At 43.6% G+C, this 25,213-nt stretch carries 22 protein-coding genes; 14 read left to right on the top strand and 8 right to left on the bottom strand.

Going from position 1 to position 25,213, the window contains the following annotated elements; genetic code table 11:
* Window positions 1-113: 113 nt before the first annotated feature.
* The 8 genes from AAHJ11_RS07045 to AAHJ11_RS07080 all read right to left on the bottom strand — a co-directional run bounded on the left by AAHJ11_RS07045 (window position 114) and on the right by AAHJ11_RS07080 (window position 12,384).
* Complete coding sequence (locus AAHJ11_RS07045) at window positions 114-1,151, bottom strand: DHH family phosphoesterase (protein WP_004311034.1); 1,038 nt, start codon at window positions 1,149-1,151, stop codon at window positions 114-116.
* A 46-nt stretch (window positions 1,152-1,197) separates the two neighbouring features.
* Window positions 1,198-3,291 carry a ComEC/Rec2 family competence protein gene (locus tag AAHJ11_RS07050; protein WP_413579229.1) on the bottom strand — a complete coding sequence of 698 codons (2,094 nt, stop codon included), beginning with the start codon at window positions 3,289-3,291 and terminating at the stop codon, window positions 1,198-1,200.
* Window positions 3,292-3,299: 8 nt separating this feature from the next.
* Window positions 3,300-3,950 carry a ribulose-phosphate 3-epimerase gene (rpe, locus tag AAHJ11_RS07055; RefSeq protein ID WP_148366500.1) on the bottom strand — a complete coding sequence of 217 codons (651 nt, stop codon included), beginning with the start codon at window positions 3,948-3,950 and terminating at the stop codon, window positions 3,300-3,302.
* Between the two features lie 99 nt (window positions 3,951-4,049).
* Window positions 4,050-5,021, bottom strand: coding sequence for a methionyl-tRNA formyltransferase (gene fmt, locus AAHJ11_RS07060; RefSeq protein WP_148366609.1), 972 nt, complete (start codon window positions 5,019-5,021; stop codon window positions 4,050-4,052).
* A gap of 125 nt (window positions 5,022-5,146) precedes the next feature.
* On the bottom strand, window positions 5,147-6,940 hold the full coding sequence (locus tag AAHJ11_RS07065; RefSeq protein WP_074636713.1) for a chloride channel protein: 1,794 nt from the start codon (window positions 6,938-6,940) through the stop codon (window positions 5,147-5,149).
* Entirely contained in the window at window positions 6,941-7,504 is a 564-nt protein-coding gene (locus AAHJ11_RS07070) for an L-threonylcarbamoyladenylate synthase (protein ID WP_004297304.1), read from the bottom strand.
* A gap of 202 nt (window positions 7,505-7,706) precedes the next feature.
* A complete protein-coding gene (locus AAHJ11_RS07075; protein WP_320975277.1) occupies window positions 7,707-9,332 on the bottom strand; it encodes a RagB/SusD family nutrient uptake outer membrane protein in 1,626 nt (541 codons plus the stop codon).
* 25 nt (window positions 9,333-9,357) lie between these two features.
* Window positions 9,358-12,384, bottom strand: a complete 3,027-nt coding sequence (locus AAHJ11_RS07080) for a TonB-dependent receptor (RefSeq protein ID WP_320975278.1) — start codon at window positions 12,382-12,384, stop codon at window positions 9,358-9,360.
* 489 nt (window positions 12,385-12,873) lie between these two features.
* On the opposite strand from AAHJ11_RS07080, the gene AAHJ11_RS07085 reads away from it, so the two are divergent.
* The 14 genes from AAHJ11_RS07085 to AAHJ11_RS07150 all read left to right on the top strand — a co-directional run bounded on the left by AAHJ11_RS07085 (window position 12,874) and on the right by AAHJ11_RS07150 (window position 25,212).
* Window positions 12,874-13,305 (top strand): acyl-CoA thioesterase, encoded by a 432-nt coding sequence (locus AAHJ11_RS07085; protein ID WP_004324741.1) that lies wholly within the window; start codon window positions 12,874-12,876, stop codon window positions 13,303-13,305.
* A 207-nt stretch (window positions 13,306-13,512) separates the two neighbouring features.
* Entirely contained in the window at window positions 13,513-15,036 is a 1,524-nt protein-coding gene (locus AAHJ11_RS07090; RefSeq protein ID WP_320978561.1) for an aromatic amino acid ammonia-lyase, read from the top strand.
* Between the two features lies 1 nt (window position 15,037).
* A complete protein-coding gene (fabG, locus tag AAHJ11_RS07095) occupies window positions 15,038-15,766 on the top strand; it encodes a 3-oxoacyl-ACP reductase FabG (RefSeq protein WP_004297297.1) in 729 nt (242 codons plus the stop codon).
* Between the two features lie 26 nt (window positions 15,767-15,792).
* Window positions 15,793-17,016, top strand: coding sequence for a beta-ketoacyl-[acyl-carrier-protein] synthase family protein (locus AAHJ11_RS07100; RefSeq protein WP_007764491.1), 1,224 nt, complete (start codon window positions 15,793-15,795; stop codon window positions 17,014-17,016).
* Window positions 17,017-17,037: 21 nt separating this feature from the next.
* Window positions 17,038-17,289, top strand: a complete 252-nt coding sequence (locus tag AAHJ11_RS07105; protein WP_004305450.1) for an acyl carrier protein — start codon at window positions 17,038-17,040, stop codon at window positions 17,287-17,289.
* A gap of 2 nt (window positions 17,290-17,291) precedes the next feature.
* Window positions 17,292-18,203 carry an acyltransferase gene (locus AAHJ11_RS07110; RefSeq protein ID WP_320975280.1) on the top strand — a complete coding sequence of 304 codons (912 nt, stop codon included), beginning with the start codon at window positions 17,292-17,294 and terminating at the stop codon, window positions 18,201-18,203.
* Window positions 18,204-18,228: 25 nt separating this feature from the next.
* Entirely contained in the window at window positions 18,229-19,299 is a 1,071-nt protein-coding gene (locus AAHJ11_RS07115; RefSeq protein ID WP_320975281.1) for a class I SAM-dependent methyltransferase, read from the top strand.
* Window positions 19,296-19,733 carry a hydroxymyristoyl-ACP dehydratase gene (locus AAHJ11_RS07120; RefSeq protein WP_320975282.1) on the top strand — a complete coding sequence of 146 codons (438 nt, stop codon included), beginning with the start codon at window positions 19,296-19,298 and terminating at the stop codon, window positions 19,731-19,733. Before AAHJ11_RS07115 ends, AAHJ11_RS07120 begins: the two co-directional genes overlap by 4 nt.
* Window positions 19,730-20,173, top strand: coding sequence for an acyl-CoA thioesterase (locus tag AAHJ11_RS07125; RefSeq protein ID WP_004305454.1), 444 nt, complete (start codon window positions 19,730-19,732; stop codon window positions 20,171-20,173). The genes AAHJ11_RS07120 and AAHJ11_RS07125 overlap by 4 nt, the downstream gene beginning before the upstream one ends.
* Window positions 20,158-21,960: a beta-ketoacyl-[acyl-carrier-protein] synthase family protein gene (locus AAHJ11_RS07130; protein WP_320975283.1), complete on the top strand. Its 1,803-nt coding sequence runs from the start codon at window positions 20,158-20,160 to the stop codon at window positions 21,958-21,960. The genes AAHJ11_RS07125 and AAHJ11_RS07130 overlap by 16 nt, the downstream gene beginning before the upstream one ends.
* Window positions 21,953-22,234: a phosphopantetheine-binding protein gene (locus AAHJ11_RS07135; RefSeq protein ID WP_004297289.1), complete on the top strand. Its 282-nt coding sequence runs from the start codon at window positions 21,953-21,955 to the stop codon at window positions 22,232-22,234. Before AAHJ11_RS07130 ends, AAHJ11_RS07135 begins: the two co-directional genes overlap by 8 nt.
* Before the next feature lie 3 nt (window positions 22,235-22,237).
* Window positions 22,238-23,515 (top strand): beta-ketoacyl-[acyl-carrier-protein] synthase family protein, encoded by a 1,278-nt coding sequence (locus tag AAHJ11_RS07140; RefSeq protein ID WP_320975284.1) that lies wholly within the window; start codon window positions 22,238-22,240, stop codon window positions 23,513-23,515.
* A 24-nt stretch (window positions 23,516-23,539) separates the two neighbouring features.
* Complete coding sequence (locus AAHJ11_RS07145; RefSeq protein WP_320975285.1) at window positions 23,540-24,538, top strand: beta-ketoacyl synthase chain length factor; 999 nt, start codon at window positions 23,540-23,542, stop codon at window positions 24,536-24,538.
* Complete coding sequence (locus tag AAHJ11_RS07150; RefSeq protein WP_320975286.1) at window positions 24,535-25,212, top strand: polysaccharide deacetylase family protein; 678 nt, start codon at window positions 24,535-24,537, stop codon at window positions 25,210-25,212. Before AAHJ11_RS07145 ends, AAHJ11_RS07150 begins: the two co-directional genes overlap by 4 nt.
* The last annotated feature ends 1 nt before the right edge of the window (window position 25,213 follow it).

A 25,213-nucleotide genomic window follows, 5' to 3' on the forward strand; every position in this document is an offset into this window, starting at 1 on the left:
GTTATTTAGCTATATTCTGCACAAATGTATCTCAAAATCATTAAAAGTTGAAAGAGGGAAGTTGAAAGTTCGTATCTTTTAACCTTTCCATATTCACTTTTAACCTTCCATCTTTAGCTTTTCGCTGTTAGTAAAGGTTTATATTTCTCAAGCGCTTTCTCAAAGACCGCTTTTGCCTCTTCCATCGTTCCGAAAAATTCACCGCCCGAAGCATTCAAGTGCCCTCCTCCATGGAAGAATTCGGCAGCTAGCTGATTGCATGGGAAGGTTCCTACCGAACGAAGGGATATTTTAATCATCGGTTTCTCTGTATCTTCCCTCAAGAAGCAAGAGAAGCAGACATTTTTAATGGAAAGGGGGATATTAACAAAGCCCTCACTATCGCCTTTTATGTAGTTGAATTTACTTTGCTCTGCTTTCGTCAGGGTGATTAGTGCCGAATTATAATCCGAATACACAGTCATGTTCGACAATACATAGCCCATCAAACGTAAACGACTCTCTGAATAGGTGTTGTACACCTTACGATAAATATCATCTTTATCGATTCCTTTAGAAAGGAGTTCGCTAATGATAAAATATATCTCCCGGTTGTTCGAGTTATAGGTGAACCCACCGGTATCTGTCATCATTCCTGTGTAGATACATTCAGCGCCTTCCTTAGAGATATCACTGAAATATCCCATACGGCAGATGAGACGGAATATCAGTTCGGAAGTAGAAGATATTTTAGGATAAGACATTACTATCTTACAGAAATCTTCGGGATACAAATGATGATCGATCATTATTTTACGTGCCGGAGAAGCAGCCACAGCGTCTGCCATATCGTCAATACGCTTCAGTGCATTGAAATCGAGGCAACAGATGACATCTGCTTCGGCAATCAATTTATCTGCAAAGTCTTTGTAACGGTCATACAACAGAATATCCTTACTGCCCGGCATCCACCGCAAAAAATCGGGAAAAGCATTCGGCACAATTACGTTTACTGTTTTTTCCTGTGAATCCAGGAAATGATATAATCCCAGTGAAGAACCGATAGCGTCACCGTCAGGGGAAACATGAGATACAATTACTATTTTGTCAGCTCGTTCAAACCATTTGGTGAAATGGTCTATTTTGGCTTGTTCAATTACTTTCGTCAACATACTCTTATACTTTATCAAGGTGCAAATGTACGATAAATCTTTGTACTTAGAGCAAAAAGCGAACAGAACCTTCGTCGGATAGCGAGATAAACCGCAGACCGGATTGCTTGCATTCGCTTTCAAGGAGGTGTTTGCGGTATTCCGAGAGAGATGCGTCCAATATGACGTAAGAGAAAGAAAAGATTCGAGTGAGCTCTTCCATATGTCCGTCATATCCTTTGCATAAGTAAAGATACTGAATATATAACGGAGAAACGGTAGTTTTGTTCCGCCAATGGTTATCATTTATTACACAAATATGACAGCCATGATAGGATATAATCTGCTGCTGACGGTTTAGTTCCATATACCGGCAATCGGCAGTTATTTTTTGGGGAGGCAGAAGGTGATGATGCTTCCAATAGTTAGCAGCCATGCGTTTCAAATGTTTTTCATGGGGGATAGTATCTACATAGTTTATCCAGGAACGTCCATCGCTCTCAATGCAATGTACTGCTGGGCAACCGCGCACATTATAAAAGACCAGGCTCGTCCGAGGACGATCTAGCCAATAGATTGTTGCATGATAAGTCCCCAGTAATAAGATAGAAAAAAGACAAATCAATAAATTCCGGTATCGACGGTTCATAAAATAATAGGTTAACAAAGAGCCAACGATATAGATACCCAATATTTCTGACTGATAAAGCCAGATTCCATCTATAGAAGCGTAAGGAAGCTGTTCCACCCATCGGACGAAGAAATTAAGTCCTTCCAATAGTTTCTTAACACCTTCGGCCACTACGGTCTGAAGCCACGAAAGAGGAATCAGAAGAAGCATAATGACAGCAGCATACAGGATAATCGTAATGAAAGGAATAACAACCAAGTTCGTCAATAGAAAATGTACAGAGAACCGGGAGAAATAAAACATGACAAGCGGAGCTGTTCCTACCTGTGCAGCAATAGACACACTCATCAGTCCCCAAATATATTTCCCTATTCTACCTTTCACCGTAATCAGGTGATAAACTGGCTTTTGAATCAATAGGATGGAAGCAACAGCCAGGAAAGAGAGCTGGAAACCAACATCAAACAACCATGCCGGATTACAGAATAGCATCAACCATGCAGCTGCCGCCAATGTATTTAAAGATAGCGGTTGGCGACCAACCATATCTGCCATTGCTAAAATCGAACACATACTGACCGAGCGTACTACCGAAGGGGAAAGTCCTGTGAAAAAGGCAAAAGCCCATAATAGGATAAGAAGAAGAACAGAACGTATAGCTCTACCTATATTTCCTCTTCGGGCAACAGGTTTCAGTATGAAGAAGAGCAATGTATATAAAAGCCCGATATGCAAACCGGATAAAGCTAAAATATGACTTGCTCCGGCTACCGAATAACTCTCACGAACCGAATCACTTAATTCCGTTTTGTCTCCTATGGTCAGTGCTGAAAGTACAGCCAGTTCATCGCCGGAAAATCCTAGTTCCCGATAAAGTGAAATCATCTTTCTTCGACAAGAACCGGCTATACCTTTGAGATCAAGGTTATTCATTCCGTCCAATTTTGCCCATTTCCCGGATGCAACATATCCTGTTCCGCTGATTCCTTTCCGCATCAGGAAGCGGGCATAATCAAATTCATCAAAGTTCCGATTGTTGAGAGGAGGAGAAATACGGGCAGAAACCAGCAGTTCATCTCCACTTTTTAATCGGGTGACGGCCGAATCTTGCTGTAGATAAAGGATTGCAGCACGTTCTATCGGATATGTGCCGGCAGTATCACGACGTCCCTTTAATAATGTCTGGCAGAGGTAGGTATGTTCTTTCACCTGAGGTGCATCCGTTATTAAAACCCGATACACTGTTTCTTCTTCCGGAAAAGAGTAGACAGCGTGCTGTAATTGCCAAGTTATTCCAAGCCACCCTCCTATAAAACAAAGGATAGAGACAGCTAATCCAAAGCACCATCGCAATGAATGGCGTTTCAGGAAATAAAGAACAAACAATAAAGCAATACAAAGTCCAAGAGCTAGAACACTCCCAAAAGGTTCCCATGAACGGTCAAAAAAATGATCTCCACAAAAAACGCCTGTTATCCAAGGGATAATCAGGCGTATATAGGGATATCGATGGATGTAAAAAGTACTCAACAGATGAGTTACAGTTCGTGCAACTGACGAATCATCGCTTCCGGATCCGGTGCCGCAAAGACAGCATTACCCGCCACTAACGCATCGGCTCCCGCCTCAACCAAACGGGCACCTGTTTCCAGATTTACCCCACCGTCTACTTCAATCAGCGCTTTCGAACCTGTCCGTTCAATCAGGGCACGCAGCTCACGAACTTTTTCTACTGAATGTTCGATAAACTTCTGTCCTCCAAATCCCGGATTCACGCTCATGATAAGCACCATATATACATCCCGGATAATATCTTGTAAAAGAGCTACAGGAGTGGCCGGATTGATAGTTACAGCAGGCTGCATCCCGGCTTCTCTGATTTGTTGAATCACCCGATGCAGATGCGGGCAAGCTTCATAATGCACATTCATCGTATGAGCGCCCAACGCTTTTACCTCCGGAATAAACTTTTCCGGATTCACAATCATCAAATGCACATCCAACGGTTTCCGGCTTAACTTCGCTACATATTTCAGTACCGGAAAGCCAAATGAAATGTTCGGAACAAATACTCCGTCCATAATATCAATATGTACCCACTCCGCTTCACTGCGGTTTACCATTTCAATATCCTTTGCCAAATATCCAAAATCGGCAGAAAGAATGGAAGGAGCGATAATCGGTTTCATAATTCTTCTATTTTAAGTTCTAGCCGTCTCTTATTCGGGACGGTTTTATTCTATTTATAATCTAATGGCTTGCTCGTTTTAATCTGTTTATCCGATTAATTACTTCATCAGACAACCATCTTCCAAGTGATATCCACGAAGCAATTCATCTATTTTCAAACGTTTTTTACCGGGAAGCTGTAAAGAAAGAATAGATACAAATCCATCCGGTACAGCTACTTTCATGAATTTCTTCCCATCGGTCACAATTGTTCCTATAGCTAATTGATGTGATTCATAAATCTTCTCACTTTCAAAGATCTTCACGGCCACTGGTGCTCCTTTTTCAGAAGTAATCAGTTCACTCCAGGCAGCAGGATAAGGTGATAATCCACGGATAAAATCGTATATCTTCTTCACCGACTGATTCCAGTCAATCCGGCAGGTTTCTTTAAAGATCTTCGGAGCAGGACGAAGTTCACCGACAACCGCCATTTCTTCTTGAGGAATCGGTTTTACCGTTCCATTCAATATAGCGTCTACCGTTTCAAGAACCAGTTTTCCTCCCAGCATCATCAACTTATCATGTACCACTTCCACATTATCCGTATCTGCGATAGGCACACGCACTTGCTGAATGACTTCTCCGGTGTCTATCTCGTGTTTCAAAAAGAAAGTAGTAATTCCGGTTTCCGTATCACCATTGATTACTGCCCAATTAATGGGGGCAGCTCCACGGTATTGAGGAAGCAAAGAAGCATGAAGATTGAATGTACCCAGTCGTGGCATATTCCATACCACTTCCGGCAACATACGAAAAGCAACTACAATCTGTAAGTCCGCCTTCCATTCACGCAATGCTTCTACAAAAGCTTCATCTTTCAACCTTTCCGGTTGAAGTAACGGCAAATTTTGTTCAAGCGCATATTGCTTTACAGGAGAATACTGAATCTTATGTCCGCGTCCGGCAGGCTTATCGGGCATTGTAATCACACCCACTACATTATAACCGCCTTCTACTAATTGACGCAGGGCCTCTACCGCAAAATCGGGAGTCCCCATATATACTATTCTTAAATCTTCTTTTTTCATCATTCAATATGTTATCGCTACTTAGGCACGGATTACACGGATTTCACGGTTTCCTGAATTAGGTCTACATAAAACAACAGCGTAAGCTGTGTAATCCGTGCCTAATAAATTATCCCTTACGGTTGTTAGTCTTCAGAGAAATGTACCAATACTTGCCGGTATGAATTAAATATCTTCGATTTAGAGACAAATCCCTGGTATCGCCCTTCTTCATCCACTACCGGAAGATTCCAGGCTTTCGTATCATCAAACGTCTGCATCACCTGTTCCATTCCATCCGTATCGAATATCTTGGCAGGGGCAGATGTCATTAATTTATTAACAGTGAAACGATGATAAAGTTCTTGTCGGAACATGATGTTACGAATGTCGTCGAGAAGTACAATTCCCAGCAATTCACCCGTTTTCTTATCTGTCACCGGGAACACATTTCGATGGGAAGCAGCTATTGCTTTCACTAATTCGCCCAAATCCATTTCCGGATGTACGACAACGAAATCTTTCTCCACCACATTTTCCATTTTCATCAACGTCAACACGGCTTTATCCTTATGGTGTGTAAGCAACTGTCCCTTCTTGGCCAGACGCATCGAATAGATACTATGAGGCTCGAAAGCAATAATGGTCAGATATGAACTTACGGATACAATCATCAACGGAAGGAATAAATCATATCCACCAGTCAGTTCGGCTATCAGAAACACCCCTGTCAAAGGAGCGTGCATAACGCCACTCATCACTCCCGCCATTCCCATCAACGCGAAATTCTTCTCCGGCAAATAAGCAGAGAAAGCAAAATCATTGCTAAAATGAGAGAAAACAAACCCTGCAATACACCCCAAATAAAGCGAAGGTGCAAAGATTCCACCACAACCGCCACCACCGTTCGTTGCACTGGAGGCAAATACTTTCAACAAAATTATCAGCACCAGATAAACCAGCAGCAGATTACCATAACCATAAAACATAGAATTGTTCATGACCGTATCCCACTCTGCCGCAGACGTTCCATTCAGTAAAAGATCAATCGTATCATATCCTTCACCATAAAGAGGCGGAAAAAGGAAAATCAGCACACTCAACATCACACCACCGAAAGCCAATTTCTTATAAGGGTTATTAAGTTTACCAAAGACGCCTTCCACCGAATTCATGGCACGCGTAAAGTATAGCGAAATCAGTCCGCAAAAGATTCCCAACAAGATAACGAAAGGAATACGTTCCAGTTCGAATGCCTGATCAAGATGAAACTTAAACATAGCTTCCGTACCGGTAGTGATATAAGATACGGTAGCTGCGGTCACTGCAGAAATCAGCAGCGGAAGCAAAGAAGACATAGTCAGGTCAATCATCAGGACTTCCAATGTAAACACGAGTCCGGCAATCGGAGCTTTGAAAATACCGGCAATGGCACCTGCCGCTCCACATCCTACGAGCAGCATCAGCGTGCGGTGTTCCATCTTGAAGACGCTACCCAAATTGGAACCGATAGCTGAACCAGTCAGTACAATCGGCGCCTCCGCCCCGACCGATCCTCCAAATCCGATAGTAATAGCACTGGCGATAGTAGATGACCAAATATTATGTCGTTTGATACGTCCCTGCCTGCGGGAAATGGCATATAGAATCTTGGTGACTCCATGACTGATGTCGTCCTTGACTATATTGCGCACAAACCAGCCTGCCAAAAAGATTCCGACTACCGGATATACCAAATACAGGTAGTTGGCCTGCGTCGCACTGAAGTTATCGGTCAGAAAATTCTGTATCTGATGGATAAAGAATTTCAATATTAATGCGGCAAACGCTGTAAAGATCCCAACAAGGAAACTTAATATCAGGATAAATTGCTTCTCCTTTATATTCGCTTCCCGCCATTTGATGCAACGCTGTAATAAACTAAGTTTTTCTCCCTTCATTTATTCGCGAATTATCTTTATCACTCCACCTTTTTCCAACTTAATAATACTTGAGGGTCTCGGCCGGCTCATATCGTCCTGGCGAAAGCCTACGATATAATCTACCGCCGATTTGATTTCATCACTGATTTCACTAAAATTAGCCGCACCCGGCTGCCCACTGACATTAGCCGAAGTAGAAACGATTGCTTTACGGAACTGCTGACAGAGTCGTCTGGAAAAATCTTCATTCGTCACCCGAATCCCTACACTGCCATCCTCGGCCAGTAAATTCGATGCTAAGTTACGTGCTCCGGAATAAATAATCGTCAACGGCTTGTCGGCAACTTCAATCAAATCCCATGCAACATCAGGCACATCCTGTACATAAAAATCTACTTTAACCGGAGAGTCTACCAAGACCAGCATAGCCTTGCTGTCAGCGCGTTTCTTAATCTCATACACGCGGCGTACAGCCTCTTCATTAGTCGCATCACAGCCTATACCCCATACGGTATCGGTGGGATAAAGGATCACTCCTCCTTCATTCATCACCTGACAGGCTTTTTTAATATCTTCTATCATTTCTTGATTAATTTCCGTTAAGAACAAGACGCAAAAATAACACTTTTATTCCATTTAGTGAAATCTATCCCGACGTTTTTAAGTCCATCAAAAATATAGATTGACACAACAAACCATACAAAAAAGAAAGAACGATGTAAATTAAGAGATAACCTACATCGTTCTATAAAAAACAGATCATTCAAAAAATCAGCCCCTAACGCTATCTATTCTTCCAACTATTGTCCAGATTCGGGTTCAAAATCACATCTTCATAGGGATAAGGAACATACATCTTACTGTCATCCCAAGTTCCGGTGACTGCTACTGCTTCTTTCCTGAAAACTCCGGGCGCCACTTCAATAGGCTCATTTTTCTTACGGAATTCAAAATGATCCTTATACCGGTACATTCTGAACATATCCCTGGCCCTGCTCGCAATACCGCCCCAATAATAACCGGCCATTTCCCAACCATGTTCATTGTAGGCTGCTTCCGCCAGTTCATCAGGAGACATATCCGTCGTATATCTATTTGTTTTTTCACCGTCTGCCCTGTTGCGCACTTCGTTCAACACTTTAACCGCCTGTTCATTGATTTCTCCCGCACGGCCTGTTGCTTCGGCATACCAGCAATATACTTGCGAAAGACGTAATAACTGGAATGTTTTCTCCCCCGATGCATTGACTACGGCAGGATTTGTATAATCAAATTCAGTTCCGCGTACAGCACCTTCCACGGTCTTCATAAAGACAGGCGCCACTACCTCGCGGGAAGCAGGATCGGTATCATACCACCAATCATATAGTTTCCCGTCGCTAAGCATGATTTTCGGGAAATACGTAGCATCTTTACGAGGGCCTTCGGGGAAGTTCATCCAGAAATTAATTTCTCCATTCGTATCTCCCCAACCGGCCTGTTTCATATCTTGCAGGAAATCAGTCAAGGGAGCGGATTGTCCTGCTGCATCCCTATTATAATAGATACCCAACAGAAGTTCCGTATTCTTATTATTGTATTCCCATGAATATACCTGGCTATATTCCGGCAGCAGTTTATAATAGTAGCTACCACCATCTGCACCGTCTATCACTTCTTTGGCTTTGGCGGCAGCCAGCTTGTAATATTCTACTCCTTTATTAAGCGGCCATCCTGCCATACACATATAGACATAAGCCATCGTTGCTTTTACGGCTCCCTCACTTACAGCAATGTTCATTCCATTTCTGCCATACGGTTCCTTCGTGTACAATGCGGGGCAATCGGTTTCTGCTATTTTCAGGTCAGACAGAATCAATTCGTACACTTCTTCTTCCGTCTTCAACGGAGCATTATAATCTATTTCTTCTTTCAGCATAATGGGAACCCGCCCCCAAGTGGTCACCAGATAAAAATAAGAGTAGGCCCTCCAATAATGTGCTTGTGCAATAGCCACTTTTATATCGTCTTTTGATACCTCCGGCGTACGCTCCGCATTATTTATGATAAAATTGGCAGCCTTGATGACTTTGAAACGCTGCTCCCACATACTGGACAACCACGAGTTATTGTCTTTCACATCAAACTGATCGTGTTCACGAAGAGGTTGTTTATTACTGGAAGGATGAGTGGAGATATCATCTCCCACCAGGAAGTTCGTTCCACAAAGATTATTACTAGCCTGTGAACTTGCGATCACGGAATAGAGAGCCGTCAGCGAAGCGTCCAGGTCTTCTTTATTACTGAAATAGGTATCCGAAGGTAACTGTCCTTTCGGATCTTCTTCCAGAAAATCACTACACGAAGTCCAACACAAAGCTGCCAGAAGCACAGGCAAGGCTTTCATTATAAAGGTATATACTGTTTTCATACGGTTATTGTCTTAATACACGGTTTTAAAATCTGAATTTGGCTCCAAAGGTGATTGTCCGAGGAATCGGATAAGCACCGTAATCCAGTCCGTCATAACTGGTGTACACTTCAGGATCCATTCCTTTGTAGCGGGTGATTGTAAAGAGATCCTGTGCGCTGACGGACAGTTGTACACTTGCAAACTTCAGTACACGGCGAGGAATGCGGTACGAGAGGCTGATATTCTTCAACTTGATAAAAGAAGCATCTTCAAGCCAGAAATCCGAATTAGCATAACTCTTGTTGTCGGTATTGGTAAGGCTCGGATAAAGAGCGTCCGCTTTGTTGGCAACATGATCCCATCCTTTGAAGTAAGCATCACGCAAGGTTACGAAACGAGAGACACCAGTCATGGATGCCGCCATAAAACGGCTGATATTCAACCGGTCATATCCGGTGGCAGCATTGAAAAACACATTCAGCGTCCAGTTTTTCCAAGTAACAGTGTTGTTCCAACCTACTGTCCATTTGGGACTTGCCTGTCCTTTCACAACCAGATCATCGGAAGTCGGATTCGTTGTCAGACTACCATCTGCTTTCTGATAAAGATTGGCGCCTTTATCATCGAATCCTTTCCATTGATAGACATAGAAAGATCCCATAGGATAACCGGGCTTCATAATCTGCATAGGACCTCCCAAATCGCTATAGTTAGCAGCGAGTACAAAGTCATCTCCTGCGAGGTCTGCTACTTCATTCTTCACATAAGAAGCATTCAGGCTGGTTTCCCACGTCACAGCCCCCTTTATAGGGAAAGTGGTAAGGGATAATTCGACTCCGGTATTGTTCAGTTTTCCTTGATTCACCCAATAAGTACCACCTCCGTTATATTTAGGCACCTGTTTCTGAAAGAGCAGATCTTTCGTTTGTTTCTTGAACCAGTCCACTGTAATATTAAAGCCTCCGATACTCATATCCAATCCCAAATCATATTGGTAAGTCTTTTCCCAGGTAATGCCGGGTGTAGCAAACTGATATCCCCAATATCCCGTAGAGGAAGTGGAAGTTCCCCAGCCGTAAGATGCCCCCGATAACATACCCAATGTGCTGTAAGCAGCAATATCCTGATTTCCGGTGACACCAAAGCTGGCACGCAGTTTCAACTGATCGAGAACGTGCTGGTTGCTCATAAAAGATTCTTGTGCAATATCCCAAGCCACAGCTGCGGAAGGGAAATATCCCCATTTGTTGTCTCCCTGAAATTTAGAAGAACCGTCAGCTCTTAATGCAGCGGTAATAAAATATCGTTTCTTATAATCGTAATTAGCACGCACGATACCGGAAGCCAAAGAAAATTCCGTGTATGAATTGCTCGCATCTCTGATAGCAGCATTGCCAAGATTCCAGTACCCAACACTTTCATTGTTCAGATTGGAACCGGTTCCCTTTAGTTGTGAGTCCCACGAACGACTTATTTCCCATACGCCCATGGCAGTGAAGCTATGATCTCCGAATTGCTTTTGCCAGGTCAGATTGTTAGTATTCTGCCAATAGTTATGCAATGCGTTGGTATTGCTTGCGCTATTGATAGCACCCGGTGAATCCAGTTTCGACCGGAAAGAATAAGAAGGACTATTATCGTAGTCATAACCTCCCTGAACGGAAAGCGTCAGTCCTTTCATGATTTTGAACAGCAATGTCAGGTTGGCGTTTAAATTATAGCTATAGCTATCGCTATTGTTCACTATCATTTCACCGTAAGGGCTGGAACCGATCATATTATACGGGTCTGTATTGTACACGCCGGTTTCGGGATCTTTCAGCTCCATGATAGGCGAAAAGTTAGTGACATGCAACCAGTTCGCCCCACCTTCATTATGTTTGTGAAGACTGGATGCGTTTAATTTTGCAGAGATTGTCAACCAGGGCTTCACTTCCGAGTCGATGTTTGCCCGAATTCCATAGCGTTTATAATCGGACATGATGGTGATGGCTTCCTGATCGAGCACATTTCCCGAAATAAGGTATTTCACTTTTTCATTTCCTCCGGATATGGCGAGCCGATAATCCTGGGTGATACCTGTACGAGTCAGAAGATCAGTCCAGTTAATTCCTTTCGTTCCATTTTTATAAGCCTCAAGATCTTCGGCAGAGATAGTAGACGATCCGCGAATGTCATTCAGTGCAGTTGCATATTCGTAAGCGTTCAGCAGGTCATACTGTTTTCTGACAGTCGAAAGCCCTACCGATGCATCGAACGTTACCTGTGCTTTTCCCTCACTACCCTGTTTGGTGGTTATCAGGATAACGCCATTCGAACCACGGGAACCGTAAATGGCAGTGGAGGAAGCGTCTTTCAGTATTTCCATCGACTGGATATCAGAAGGGTTAATACCGTCCAAGCCACTGGAAGAGATGATACCGTCAATCACATATAAAGGATCACTGCTTTTATTAATAGAGGTAGTTCCACGAACGCGCACCTTCATACTTGCTCCGGGCATACCACTCGTAGCAGTGACTTCTACACCGGGAGTACGACCCTGGAGTATATTTTCAACCCGTTGTACAGGTTGATTTTTGTATTGTCTGTTGGATACACCGGACACAGCACCCGTAAGGTCACTCTTTTTGACGGTTCCGTATCCTACCACTACCACTTCATCTAATAACTGATTGTCTTCTTTCAACACAACACGAAGAAGAGATCTCTTTCTGACTTTCACTTCCTGCGTATGATAGCCGATGTAAGAGATCACTAAAATCGCTCCTTCCGGAGCTTCGAGAGTAAACCTACCATCCATATCACTGGTAGTTCCGGTATCTTCACCTTTGATAATGACGGAAGCACCAATGATTGTCTCTCCCTGTTCGTCGTTAATCACTCCTTTGATTGTCTTTCCAGCATCCCCATCGGTAGTAGTATCGCTGTTTGTCGTAACTTCATTGTTATTTTCCGGGGCTTCCTGTGTTTCTGTCTTCTGTTTTTCAAGAGGAGGAGCAACCTGCGCGAATAATCCGAAAGGCAGAAACAGCATTAAAAGAATGCATAATAGCCATTTGTTTTTCATTATTACTTCCATTATTGTTCTAAAATTAGAATAGTTATTAGGATAGATTACCATCAATATTAGGCAATTTATGTGCCAAAAGCATAACAAAAGACTGATACAACGAGACTTGTCAAGTTTAATAAAAGAGATTATATTACTCATTTTCAAACACATAAACAATTTGCAATAAAGAAAAAAAGCATTAATAGCCAGATTAAGTTTCAAGCACGATCCTGTGCAAAAATTCCACAGAAATGTGGACATATTCCACAAGATAATAAGTTAAGAATAATCCGTATTTAAAAGTTCCTTTCCATCCTTCTGATTGTTTCCACATATCAGAAGTCAGAATAAACGTTCCAAAACTCCAGTTTAAACGATTATTAACTAATTTCTCCCCCGTCTCCGAGAACAGAATCATCAGAAATATCTATCTTTGCCCCAATTTCAAGCAAGAAAGCAAAAGTGCTATTTTTGTGTCGAATTTAAAACATTTAAGAGAAAACAATGGAAGAAATCGTATTTCATCACACATTACCTATCCAATTGCGATTCAATGATGTAGACAAATTTGGTCACGTCAACAACACGGTTTACTTCTCCTTTTACGACTTGGGAAAGACTGAATACTTCGGTTCGGTATGCCCGGGAGTAGATTGGGAAAAGATTGGCATTGTCGTTGTTCATATTGAAGCGAATTTCGTTAAGCAAATTTTCGCATCGGACCACATCGCTGTACAAACCGCCGTCTCTAAGATAGGTACCAAAAGCTTTCATCTGGTTCAACAAGTCATTGACACGAAAACCAATGAAGTGAAATGCGTTTGCAAGTCCATCATGGTTACTTTCGATCTTGAAAGACATGAGTCCATGCCACTGACCAAGGAATGGATAGAAGCGATCTGCAAGTATGAAGGACGGGATTTGCAAAAAGCATAGATTGATTCCCCCCCACCGATGAAGACACCCTCCGGCACCGATGAAGGCATCGAGCGGTACCGGAGAACAAATCTCCCACGAATGAGAAACAAAACAAGCAAAACCAATTCCCCAGAAAAAGTTTTATCCTGATTCATGTCCGCTATATAACAGAAATTGCCTATTTTTGCACCTTATTATTAAGGCATAAAATATCTAGTACAGAAAATGATAGCTGACAAAAGTATAAATTTAGATACCCTTCATAAAGTATTGTTTGATAATGAGAAGCTGGAACTCTCTGAAGAATGTATTCGAAAAGTAGAGGAAAGCTTCGATTTTCTGCAATCCTTTTCCAGCGATAAAATTATTTATGGTATCAATACGGGGTTCGGCCCAATGGCACAATACAGAATAGAAGATCAGTCATTGATCGACCTTCAGTATAATATCATCCGAAGCCATTCCACCGGTGCCGGCAAACCGCTTCCCGAACTTTATGTAAAAGCAGCTATGATTGCCCGTTTGTACACTTTTCTACAAGGGAAGTCAGGAGTGCATCTGGAACTGGTTTCTCTCCTCTGTGAATTTATCAACCGCGGAATTTATCCGTTCATACCCGAACACGGAAGTGTAGGTGCCAGCGGCGATCTCGTACAACTGGCCCATATCGCCCTGACATTAATAGGGGAAGGGGAAGTTTTTTATCAGGGTAAATTGTGTAACGCAGCTACGGTGCTTCAGGAAAACGGCCTGAAACCTTTTTCCATGCGTATTCGTGAAGGTTTATCCGTTACAAACGGTACTTCTGTAATGACAGGCATCGGTATTGTCAATCTGATTTATGCAAAAAAGCTACTCCGTTGGTCGGTGGCTGCCTCTGTAATGATGAATGAGATTGCCGCCTCTTATGATGATTTTATGGCACAGGCATTAAACGAGGCCAAGCATCATAAAGGTCAACAAGAGATAGCTGCTATGATGAGAGAATGGGTGGCAGGCAGTAAATGCGTGCTTCAAAGAGAGAACGAGCTATACAACCAGGTGCATAAAGAGAAAATCTTCGAACACAAAGTACAGCCCTATTATTCCTTGCGATGTGTTCCGCAAATACTCGGTCCTATTTACGATGAACTGGAGAATGCGGAAGAAGTATTAATAAACGAAATAAATTCCGCCTGTGACAATCCGATTGTCGATCCGGATACACAAAATATTTATCATGGCGGCAACTTCCACGGAGATTACATTTCTTTCGAAATGGACAAGTTGAAAATTGCTGTGACCAAACTGACTATGCTTTGCGAAAGACAGATTAACTATCTGTTCCACGACCGTATCAATGGCATCCTGCCTCCGTTTGTAAATTTGGGAGTGCTTGGATTGAACTATGGTTTACAGGCTTCGCAATTCACTGCAACCTCCACCACAGCGGAATGTCAGACATTATCAAATCCAATGTATGTACACAGTATCCCCAACAACAATGATAATCAGGATATTGTCAGCATGGGAACCAACTCGGCTCTATTAGCAAAAACAGTCATTGAGAATTCTTATCAGGTGATGGCTATCCAGTTCATGGGAATGGCACAAGCTATCGACTGCCTGAAAATACAGGATCGCCTAAGCCCCAAAAGCCGGCAGGTTTATGAAGAAATACGCAGTTTCTTCCCTGTATTTACCAATGACACACCTAAATACAAAGAGATAGAAATGATGATAGACTATCTCAAAAAAGAAGAGATATAAAATGAAATATGCATTAGTAACCGGGGGAAGCCGAGGTATCGGCCGTGCTGTCAGTTGTAAACTGGCGGAAATGGGCTACTTTATACTGATAAATTATCAGAATAACGACGCAGAAGCGGAGAAAACGTTGCAGTTAGTACAGGAAAAAGGAAGTAATGGCGAGTTGATGAAGTTCGATGTGACCGACCCTGCCGCTATCACCCTTGCTTTGGGCAACTGGGCTTCCCAACACCCTGATGAATATATCGAGGTACTGATAAACAATGCAGGTATCCGCAAAGACAACCTGATGCTCTGGATGACAGGAGAAGAATGGAGCAAAGTGCTCGATATCAGCCTGAACGGATTCTTCAACGTGACACAGCCTTTATTGAAGAATATGCTGGTCAAACGTTATGGACGTATCGTAAATATCGTGTCATTGTCGGGCATTCAGGGAATGCCCGGCCAAGCCAATTACTCCGCAGCCAAAGGTGGCGTAATAGCCGCTACCAAAGCACTGGCACAGGAAGTTGCCAAGAAGAAAGTAACAGTCAATGCAGTAGCTCCGGGATTCATCCGTACGGATATGACGGAAGGAATTGATGAAAACGAATGGAAGAAACATATTCCCGCGGGACGTTTCGGCACTCCGGAAGAGGTTGCCGACCTGGTCGGTTTCCTGGCATCCCCAGCTTCATCCTACATCACAGGAGAAGTGATTTCCATCAACGGAGGACTATATACTTAAAATAAAAGCATAGAATAGACAAAATAATGAAAAGAGTTGTTATCACGGGAATGGGGATTTACTCTTGCATCGGCAAGAATCTGGATGAAGTAAAAGACTCACTATATCATGGGAAATCGGGAATTGGCATAGACCCGGTACGGAAAGAATTGGGCTATTTTTCTGCATTAACGGGGATATTGGAACGTCCCGACTTGAAGAAGTTGTTGGACCGCCGTAAACGTCTCTGTCTACCGGAGCAGGGAGAATATGCTTATCTCGCTACATTAGAAGCTTTCCGTAATGCCGGTATTAATGAGGATTTTCTCGAAGCCAATGAAGTGGGTATCTTGTATGGCAATGATAGTAGTGCCGCTCCTGTTATTAATGCAGTGGACATCATTCGTGAAAAGAAAAACACTGCACTGGTGGGTTCCGGTTCTATTTTCCAGTCGATGAATTCCACCGTGACAATGAACCTGTCGGTTATTTTCAAACTTAGAGGAGTCAACTTCACCATTGCCGGGGCCTGTGCAAGCGGTTCTCACGCTATTGGCATGGGCTACCTGCTTATAAAATCGGGATTGCAGGATTGTATTCTTTGCGGTGGCGCACAAGAAGTCAATCCTTATGCAGTAGGAAGTTTCGACGGACTAAGCGCATTTTCCACCCAGGAAGCAGTCCCCGAGAAAGCCTCGAAACCTTTTGATAAACGACGTGACGGACTGATTCCGAGTGGAGGAGCCGCCAGTCTGGTATTAGAGAGTTATGAATCGGCTGTAAAAAGGGGAGCTCCCATTCTGGCCGAAGTCATCGGTTACGGTTTTTCATCCAATGGAGATCACATCTCCGTGCCTAATGTGGACGGTCCGAAACGTTCTCTTCAAATGGCTATCAAAGATGCAGGGATTGCACTCGAACAGATCAGTTATATCAATGCACACGCCACCTCAACTCCGGTAGGTGACTTGAACGAGGCGAAAGCCATTGCGGAAGTATTTGAAGGGCATCACCCGTATGTGACTTCCACGAAGTCTATGACAGGACATGAAATGTGGATGGCCGGGGCCAGTGAAGTGATTTATTCCACCCTCATGATGAACAACGGTTTCATCGCTCCCAACCTCAATTTCGAGGAACCGGACGAGGCCTCTGCACAATTAAATATACCTACCCAACGGGTAAACCTGGAATTTGATACGTTCCTTTCCAACTCATTCGGATTCGGAGGAACCAATTCCACGCTAATCATACGCAAAATCAATCCATAATTTACTAAAGAAAACAGATATATGACAAACGAAGAAATCATCGAGAAAATAAGAACCACTCTGGCAGAAGAATTTGAAGTAGACATCGACGTTATCCAGCCGGATGCACCGTTAATGGAAACTCTTGAACTGGACAGCCTGGACTTGGTAGATATGGTGGTACTGGTAGAGAAGAACTTCGGTTTCAACGTAACCGGACAAGATTTTGCGGGTATCAAAACCTTCCAGGACTTCTACGATCTCGTTATCACCCGTATGCAGGAAGCCAAGTAAATATGTCGACGTGGAAAGGCAAAACCCGGGGAGGAACATTCGGATACTTATTCTTTATTTACCTGATTAAGTATCTGGGCATTACTGCCGCTTATATATTTCTAAGTCTGGTAGTATTGTACTTCATACCGTTTGCTCCGAAAGCCACCCAAAGCACCTGGTTTTATGCCCGCCACATTCTGAAATACAACCGAATACGCTCTTTGGGTATGTTGCTACGCAACTATTATCGGTTAGGGCAAATCCTGATTGACAAAGTAGCTATTGGCAACGGAAAAGTCGATCAATACCGGTTCGAGTTCGAACGGTATCCGGAATTTCTGCAATTGCTGAACAGCGAACAGGGAGTGATTATGATTGGCGCCCATGTGGGAAACTGGGAAATAGGCGTTCCTTTCTTCGACGATTACGGAAAGAAAATCAATATCGTGATGTATGATGCCGAACATCGTAGAATCAAAGAGATATTGGAGAAAAATGGTCAGGACAAGGATTTTAAGATTATCCCCGTCAACAAAGATAACCTGACACACGTTTTCCGTATTACCGAGGCGTTAAACAAGAAAGAATATGTATGCTTCCAGGGCGACCGTTATCTGAATAAAGAGAAACTGCTGACAGGAACACTCCTGGGACAGAAAGCTCCTTTCCCTGCCGGTCCTTTCCTGCTTGGTTCGCGAATGAAAGTTCCGGTGGTATTCTACTTTGCCATGAGAGAGCCGGGCAGAACCTACCGTTTTCATTTTATAAGGACGGAACCAGTCATACGAACCAAAGAAAAGAAAGCAGAGACAGCTCTGCTCGAACAATATACGGCCGCTTTGGACCAGATACTGAAACGCTATCCGGAACAATGGTTCAATTATTACTCATTCTGGGAAACCACAAGTGACGGTTCGCTCTCAAAGGATTAAAATAGAAAGATATAACAAAATAAAGATGCAACAGAATCAATATGATAAGGAACCGTTGACCGCGATAGAGGCACAACGCCTGGCACAAGAAATAGCTTTCGGGCCCATCGTGTTTCAGGTATCACGCCTTATGCTCAAATTCGGTATTTTTCAGTTACTGGCCGACGAACGCGCTGGCATGACACAAGAAGAAATCAGCAAGGCTTGTGGGTTGTCTTCTTATGCGACACAAGTTTTGTTGGAAGCCTCATTAACCATCGGTACCGTATTGCAGCACGAAAACCGTTACCGCCTTGCCAAAGCCGGATGGTTCCTGCTCAACGACAAGATGGTACGTGTCAATATGGATTTCAACCACGATGTCAACTATCTGGGAATGTTCCATCTTGAAGAGGCTCTCACCAACGGACGTCCCGAAGGGCTGAAAGTATTCGGCGAATGGAGTACCATCTATGAAGGGCTGTCAAGTCTGCCCTCACAGGTACAAAAGAGCTGGTTCGGTTTCGATCATTATTACTCGGATTGCTCGTTTGACGAAGCTTTGGCGATTGTTTTCGCCCGTCATCCCAAGACTTTACTGGATGTGGGAGGTAATACCGGTCGATGGGCAACCAAGTGCGTAAGCTATGACGACGCGGTGGAAGTAACTATTATGGATCTTCCGCAACAATTGGAGATGATGCGTCAACAAACTAAAGAACTGCCCGGAGCAATGCGTATCCACGGGTATGGCGCCAATCTGCTCGATCCCGAAGTTCCTTTCCCGACAGGGTTCGATGCTATCTGGATGAGCCAGTTCCTTGATTGTTTCTCGGAAGAAGAAGTAACCAGCATATTGACCCGTGCAGCCCGCTCTATGAGCCGGGAGAGCCGCCTCTATATCATGGAAACTTTCTGGAACCGGCAAAAGTTTGACACAGCCGCTTATTGCCTGACACAAATCAGTCTTTATTTCACAGCCATGGCAAATGGTAACAGCAAAATGTATCATTCGGATGATATGGAACGGTGCATCAAAGCAGCGGGATTGGAAGTCGAAAAGATAGATGACCATTTAGGAATGGGACACAGCATTGTACAATGCAGATTGAAATGAACAACAGGAAAGCTATCATACAGGGAGAAAGAATACTCGATCTGATTCCACAGCGTCCGCCCATCGTGATGGTGGACAGTTTCTTTGGTATCGAAGAGAATCATTCCTATTCCGGACTGACTGTTACTGCTGATAATATTTTCTGCGAAACCGGAAAACTGCAAGAGGCGGGAATTATTGAACACATCGCTCAATCGGCAGCAGCACGTATCGGATTTCTTTATACCCGGCAGGGTGAAAAAGTACCGTTAGGGTTTATCGGCTCGGTGGACAAACTTAAAATCTACGATTTGCCAAAGAACGGGATGAAACTATTTACGGAGATTACCGTTGTACAGGAGGTATTCGACATTACATTGATTTCTGCACAAGTGAAAGTGGAAGACAAGCTGATAGCTGAATGCAGGATGAAAATATTTATAAAAAAAGAATGAAACGGAAAACGAATCAACAGGTTGCAGCTTTGACTAACCGGACTACCTTCAGAGTGCGGTTCAGCGAAATAGACTCCATGCAGATTGTATGGCATGGTGAGTATGTGCGCTACTTTGAAGATGGAAGAGAAGCTTTTGGCAAACAGTATGGTTTGGATTATATGAGTATTTACCGGGAGGGATACATGGTTCCAATCGTGGATCTCACCTGTCAGTTCAAACAATCACTATCTTTTGGTGAAGAAGCGATTGTCGAGACGCGCTATATTGCCTGTGAGGCAGCCAAGATAAAATTTGAATACGTTATCTACCGGGCTACCGACCAGAGTATAGTAGCTACCGGAAGCACCATACAAGTGTTCCTGAACCTGAATAAAGAATTGGAGCTTATGAATCCTCCGTTTTATCTGGAATGGAAAAAGAAATGGAATATCCTTTAAATATATACATCACAGCCCATACACTGATTAGTTCGTTAGGTTTCGGCATCCCGGAAAATCTGGAGGCCATCCATAACTACCGAAGCGGAATCCGTATGCAAGAAGCCGGCCTAATTTCCGATCATCCCCTATTGGCGGGAATGATTGATTCTGTGGAATTGGAAAAACGGGCGAAACTGATGCAGATTACGGATTATACCCGGATGGAGCAATTATTCATACTGGCTATCCAAGAGGTTATTTCTCAATCGGGAGCCGACTTGCGGGAGCCGGATTGCGCCTTGTTATTATCTACCACTAAAGGAAATATAGATTTATTGAGTGACCGGACAAAACAATCGGCCTTTCCACAGCAAATCTCTGCTGACAGTCCGGTTTTTCTTTGGAAAATGGCGGAACGAATCGGAGATTTCTTTGGAGCGACAAATCAGGTAGAGGTCATCTCTAATGCCTGTATATCAGGAGTCTCGGCACTAATCGTCGCTAAGAGATGGATAGAATCAGGACGTTACAAACGAGTGATTGTGGCAGGTGGGGATATTCTTTCTCATTTCATTACCAGCGGCTTTCTATCGTTCCGATCTGTCAGCGCACACCCCTGCCGACCATACGATATACAACGGGATGGATTAAGTCTGGGCGAAGCCTGTGGAGCTGTTCTTTTAGAAACTCAAGAAAACGCGAATCATATTATTCTCTCCGGAGGAGCAATCAGTAATGACGCCAACCATATATCCGGTCCTTCCCGAACAGGGGATGGTTTAGCTCTAGCTATTAATCAGGCAATGGAAGAAGCCGGAGCACTCCCCGAAGACATTAGCTTTATCAATGCACACGGAACAGCCACGGTTTACAATGACGAAATGGAATCCAAAGCCATACATCTGGCGGGATTAGCTACAGTCCCGGTGAATAGCCTTAAACCCTATTTCGGTCATACATTAGGAGCTTCGGGCATTATCGAAACCATACTTTGCATAGAGCAACTAAAAGAAGGAAGATACTACGGAACTTTAGGATATGAAACACTCGGTGTTCCCATGCCTATCACTGTCTATGCCACTCATCAGCCGATGCCGATGAAATGCTGCATCAAAACCGCTTCCGGTTTCGGAGGCTGTAATGCCGCACTGGTATTATCCCTCCCCGATGCTCATCTGAAACAGAAAGCAAACTTGCAGGTCACAGACAAAGCGAGTACTCCGCCAGCTTGCAAAGCAGTGGTGGAATCGGGCAACACGGTCACAATCAGACCGGGAGCAGTAGAAAGTAAAGGAACAACTGTATTCAGTTCTTCGGAAACTGACTTTGCACCATTCATCCGGGAAGCATACAAGCATCTGGGAGAAAACAATATGAAGTTCTATAAGATGGACAACCTCTGTAAGCTGGGATATGTAGCTGCCGAATATTTACTGAAAGATACACACTACCGTCCGGAAGAGATTGGAATCATTCTTGCCAATGCTTCTTCCTCTCTGGATACGGACTGCAAACATCAGGCAATCATCAGTAAAGAAGGAGACAAAGCAGCCAGTCCTGCCGTGTTTGTCTACACTCTCCCCAATGTAGTATTGGGAGAAATCTGTATCCGCCATAAGATTCAGGGAGAGAATACATTTTTTGTCCGTCGACAATCCGATGCTGCCTCATTAGAGGATTATGCAAAGATTGTGATGGCAAAAGGCAAGTTACGCACCTGTATCATAGGCTGGTGCGAACTACTGGACGGACATTATCAAGCAGAATTTAAACAACTTAATAATATATCAACGATTTATGGATAATTTAGATCAAACCAAAAGAGAACTGATGGACGAAGTGAAAGGGAAACTAATCGAAGAGTTGAACCTTGAAGAAATCACTCCGGAAGATATTGACAATGAAGCCCCTCTGTTTGGCGACGAAGGTCTTGGCCTTGACTCCATTGACGCACTCGAAATCATCCTGATTCTGGAACGCGAATACGGTATAAAGATAGAGAACCCCAGTGAAGGAAAACAAATCTTCTACTCGGTACGTACACTGGCAGACTACATCATTGCTAATCGCAAAGCTTAACCGATGAAGATATACGTCACCGGATTGGGAGTTGTTTCGGGCATCGGTATCGGAGTTTCCGAAAATATAGAAGCGTTGAGACAAAGAAAGCATGGCATCGGAAAAGTAACTCTTTTTCCGACTGCTCTCGATGTGCCCGTATCCGAAGTGAAACGTAGCAATGAGGAACTGAAGCAACTATTATCTTTACCTCCACAACGCACTGTATCACGTACGGCCTTGTTGGGAATGATGGCAGCCAAAGAAGCAATGGATGACGCGGGATTAAACTTGCGCATATCGCCCAACCGACCAGAAAATCAGCTACTAAATCAGCCGCTAACCTCGCAAAAAGACCAGCGATCATTACGTATCGGTTTTATTTCCGCCACTTCCGTTGGCGGTATGGATTTGAGCGAGCACTTCTATGAATCTTTCAAGAAAAACCCAGGACAGGGACGATTACGGGAAGTGATTTCACACGACTGCGGAGCCAGTACGGAATTGATTGCTTCGTATTTAGGTATCAATGATTTTATAACCACCATCAGTACAGCCTGTTCGTCAGCAGCCAATGCCATCATGCTGGGAGCAAGAATGATTAAACACGGGCTACTGGATGCCGCTATCGTGGGAGGCACAGATGCACTTTGCCGGTTTACGCTCAATGGATTCAACTCCCTGATGATTTTGGACAAAACACATTGCCGTCCCTTTGACCGCTCACGTACCGGATTAAATCTGGGAGAAGGTGCCGGTTACTTAGTGCTTCAACCGGAAAGTTCACTCCAAAGAACTCCTTATTGTGAACTTAGCGGTTACGCCAATACGAATGAGGCTTATCATCAAACAGGAAGTTCTCCCGAAGGGAACGGTGCTTTTCTGTCAATGAGCGAAGCTATCGCTTCCAGTGGCGTTTCTCCTGAAGAAATCGATTATATCAATGTACATGGAACAGGTACTCCCGGCAATGATGCGTCAGAAGGTATGGCACTCCGAAGAATCTTTGGAGAACACGTTCCGCCATTTAGTTCGGTAAAAGCCTTTATCGGACATACCTTAGGAGCTTCCGAAGGAATTGAAGCTGTTTACTCCGTTCTTTCAATAGATAAAGGTATGATTTATCCTAATCTGAATTTTACAGAGGCGATGTCGGAAACGGAACAGAAATCAGGAATAGGACTGATACCGGAAACTTCTTTTCAAGAAGGAATCCCCATCCGACATGTGTTATCCAACTCTTTCGGTTTCGGAGGAAATGATTCATCGCTCCTCTTTTCCGCAACGAATTTTCCAGCATGAACGCACCTTTAAGTATTTAAGCCTATGCAGCCAGTTTATATTCAACGCATCGCTTCCATTCATCCGCAAAAGGATCATTCACCAGAAAATAATCACCCTTATCTTCAGGCTTGCGAACCCGACTATAAGGATATTATCACCAATGCGACCTTGCGCAGACGCATGAGCCGTATCGTAAAAATGGGGGTGGCCTGCGGATTGGAATGTATGGGTGAACTATCTCCTGAAAAGATACAAGGAATCATCACAGCAACAGGATTGGGCTGCCTGACAGACACGGAAAAATTCCTGAACAACCTATTGGATAATGAAGAGCGGATGCTGAATCCTACTCCTTTCATCCAGTCGACATTCAATACAATCGGTGCACAAATAGCTCTGATTCATCAAATACATGCCTACAACATGACTTATGTCCACCGTGGACTTAGTTTTGAAAGTGCTTTATTGGACGCTATGATGAAAATAGGAGAAGGAAGCGAGAATATACTTGTGGGAGCCATCGATGAAATGACAGAAACCAGTTACACGATTCAGCAACGGCTGGGAATGCTGAAAGGGATAGCAGCCGGAGAAGGTGCTCAATTCTTCCTGTTAAGTCGGGAAGCCGGAGAGCATCCGTTGGCTGAAATACAGGGAGTCGAAACTTTCATCGGGAAACAGACTACAGAAGAAATCAGCTCCCGAATCATCCGTTTTTTGCAACGAAATGGTTTAGAATGTCAGGATATTCAGTGGTTGGTTACCGGGAAAAACAAGAAGCAACACAATCAAGACGACTCTCACGAGCAAACTGTCGACAATGACAACTCTATTTATGAAGAGCTTGAAACAAACCTTTTCCCGGAAAGTGTTCATCTTAGTTTTAAGAATGAATGTGGTGAATATCCTACCGCAACATCGTATGCGGTATGGAAAGCAGTGAACGAATCGGCAAACTGCACTCCCCCTACCCATATATTGATTTACAATCATCACCACTCCATCAATCATTCATTGATTCTAATTCGGAAAAGCGTATGATAATCGTTTGCCTCCTTCTTTACCTGCTCTTGATCCTGTCTTTTCTCGTTTATGCTTCCTATAGCATTCGATCGGGAATTTACCTCCGGTCATTTTGCAAAAAGCATACTGCGGAAAAGATTGTCGCCCTGACTTTTGATGACGGCCCCGACTCCCTACAGACTCCCAAAGTTCTTCAGGTACTAAAAGAATATCAGGTAACCGCCTGTTTCTTCTGTATCGGCCATAAGGTAAAAGGGAATGAAGCAATCTTGCAAAAAATGGTAGCAGAAGGTCATCTGATTGGAAATCATTCGTATACCCATTCCGGTTTATTCCCACTATACGGGCTCTCCAAGATGAAAAAAGATTTGCAAACTTGTCAGTGTGAACTAGAACGAGTAACTTCGCAGCCGGTTAGTTTGTTTCGTCCACCGTTCGGTGTCACTAATCCAACGATTGCGAAAGCCGTTCGACAGTTAGGATATACCTCTATAGGATGGAGCATCCGTACACTGGATACACAACAAGCACCGGATAAAGTCCTTGCCAGAATTCGGAAACGTCTTGAACCGGGAGCCATCATTCTGTTGCACGACCGGATGCCGGACAGCGACCAGCTAGTGAAACAAATCTTGGATTTGCTGAAAGAACAAGGATATACAGTTGTCCGTCCGGACAAACTATTGGCATAAA

It is taken from the genome of Bacteroides sp. 90-K9/2, from assembly GCF_047310725.1.
In the GTDB taxonomy this organism is placed as follows: Bacteria; Bacteroidota; Bacteroidia; order Bacteroidales; family Bacteroidaceae; genus Bacteroides; species Bacteroides vicugnae.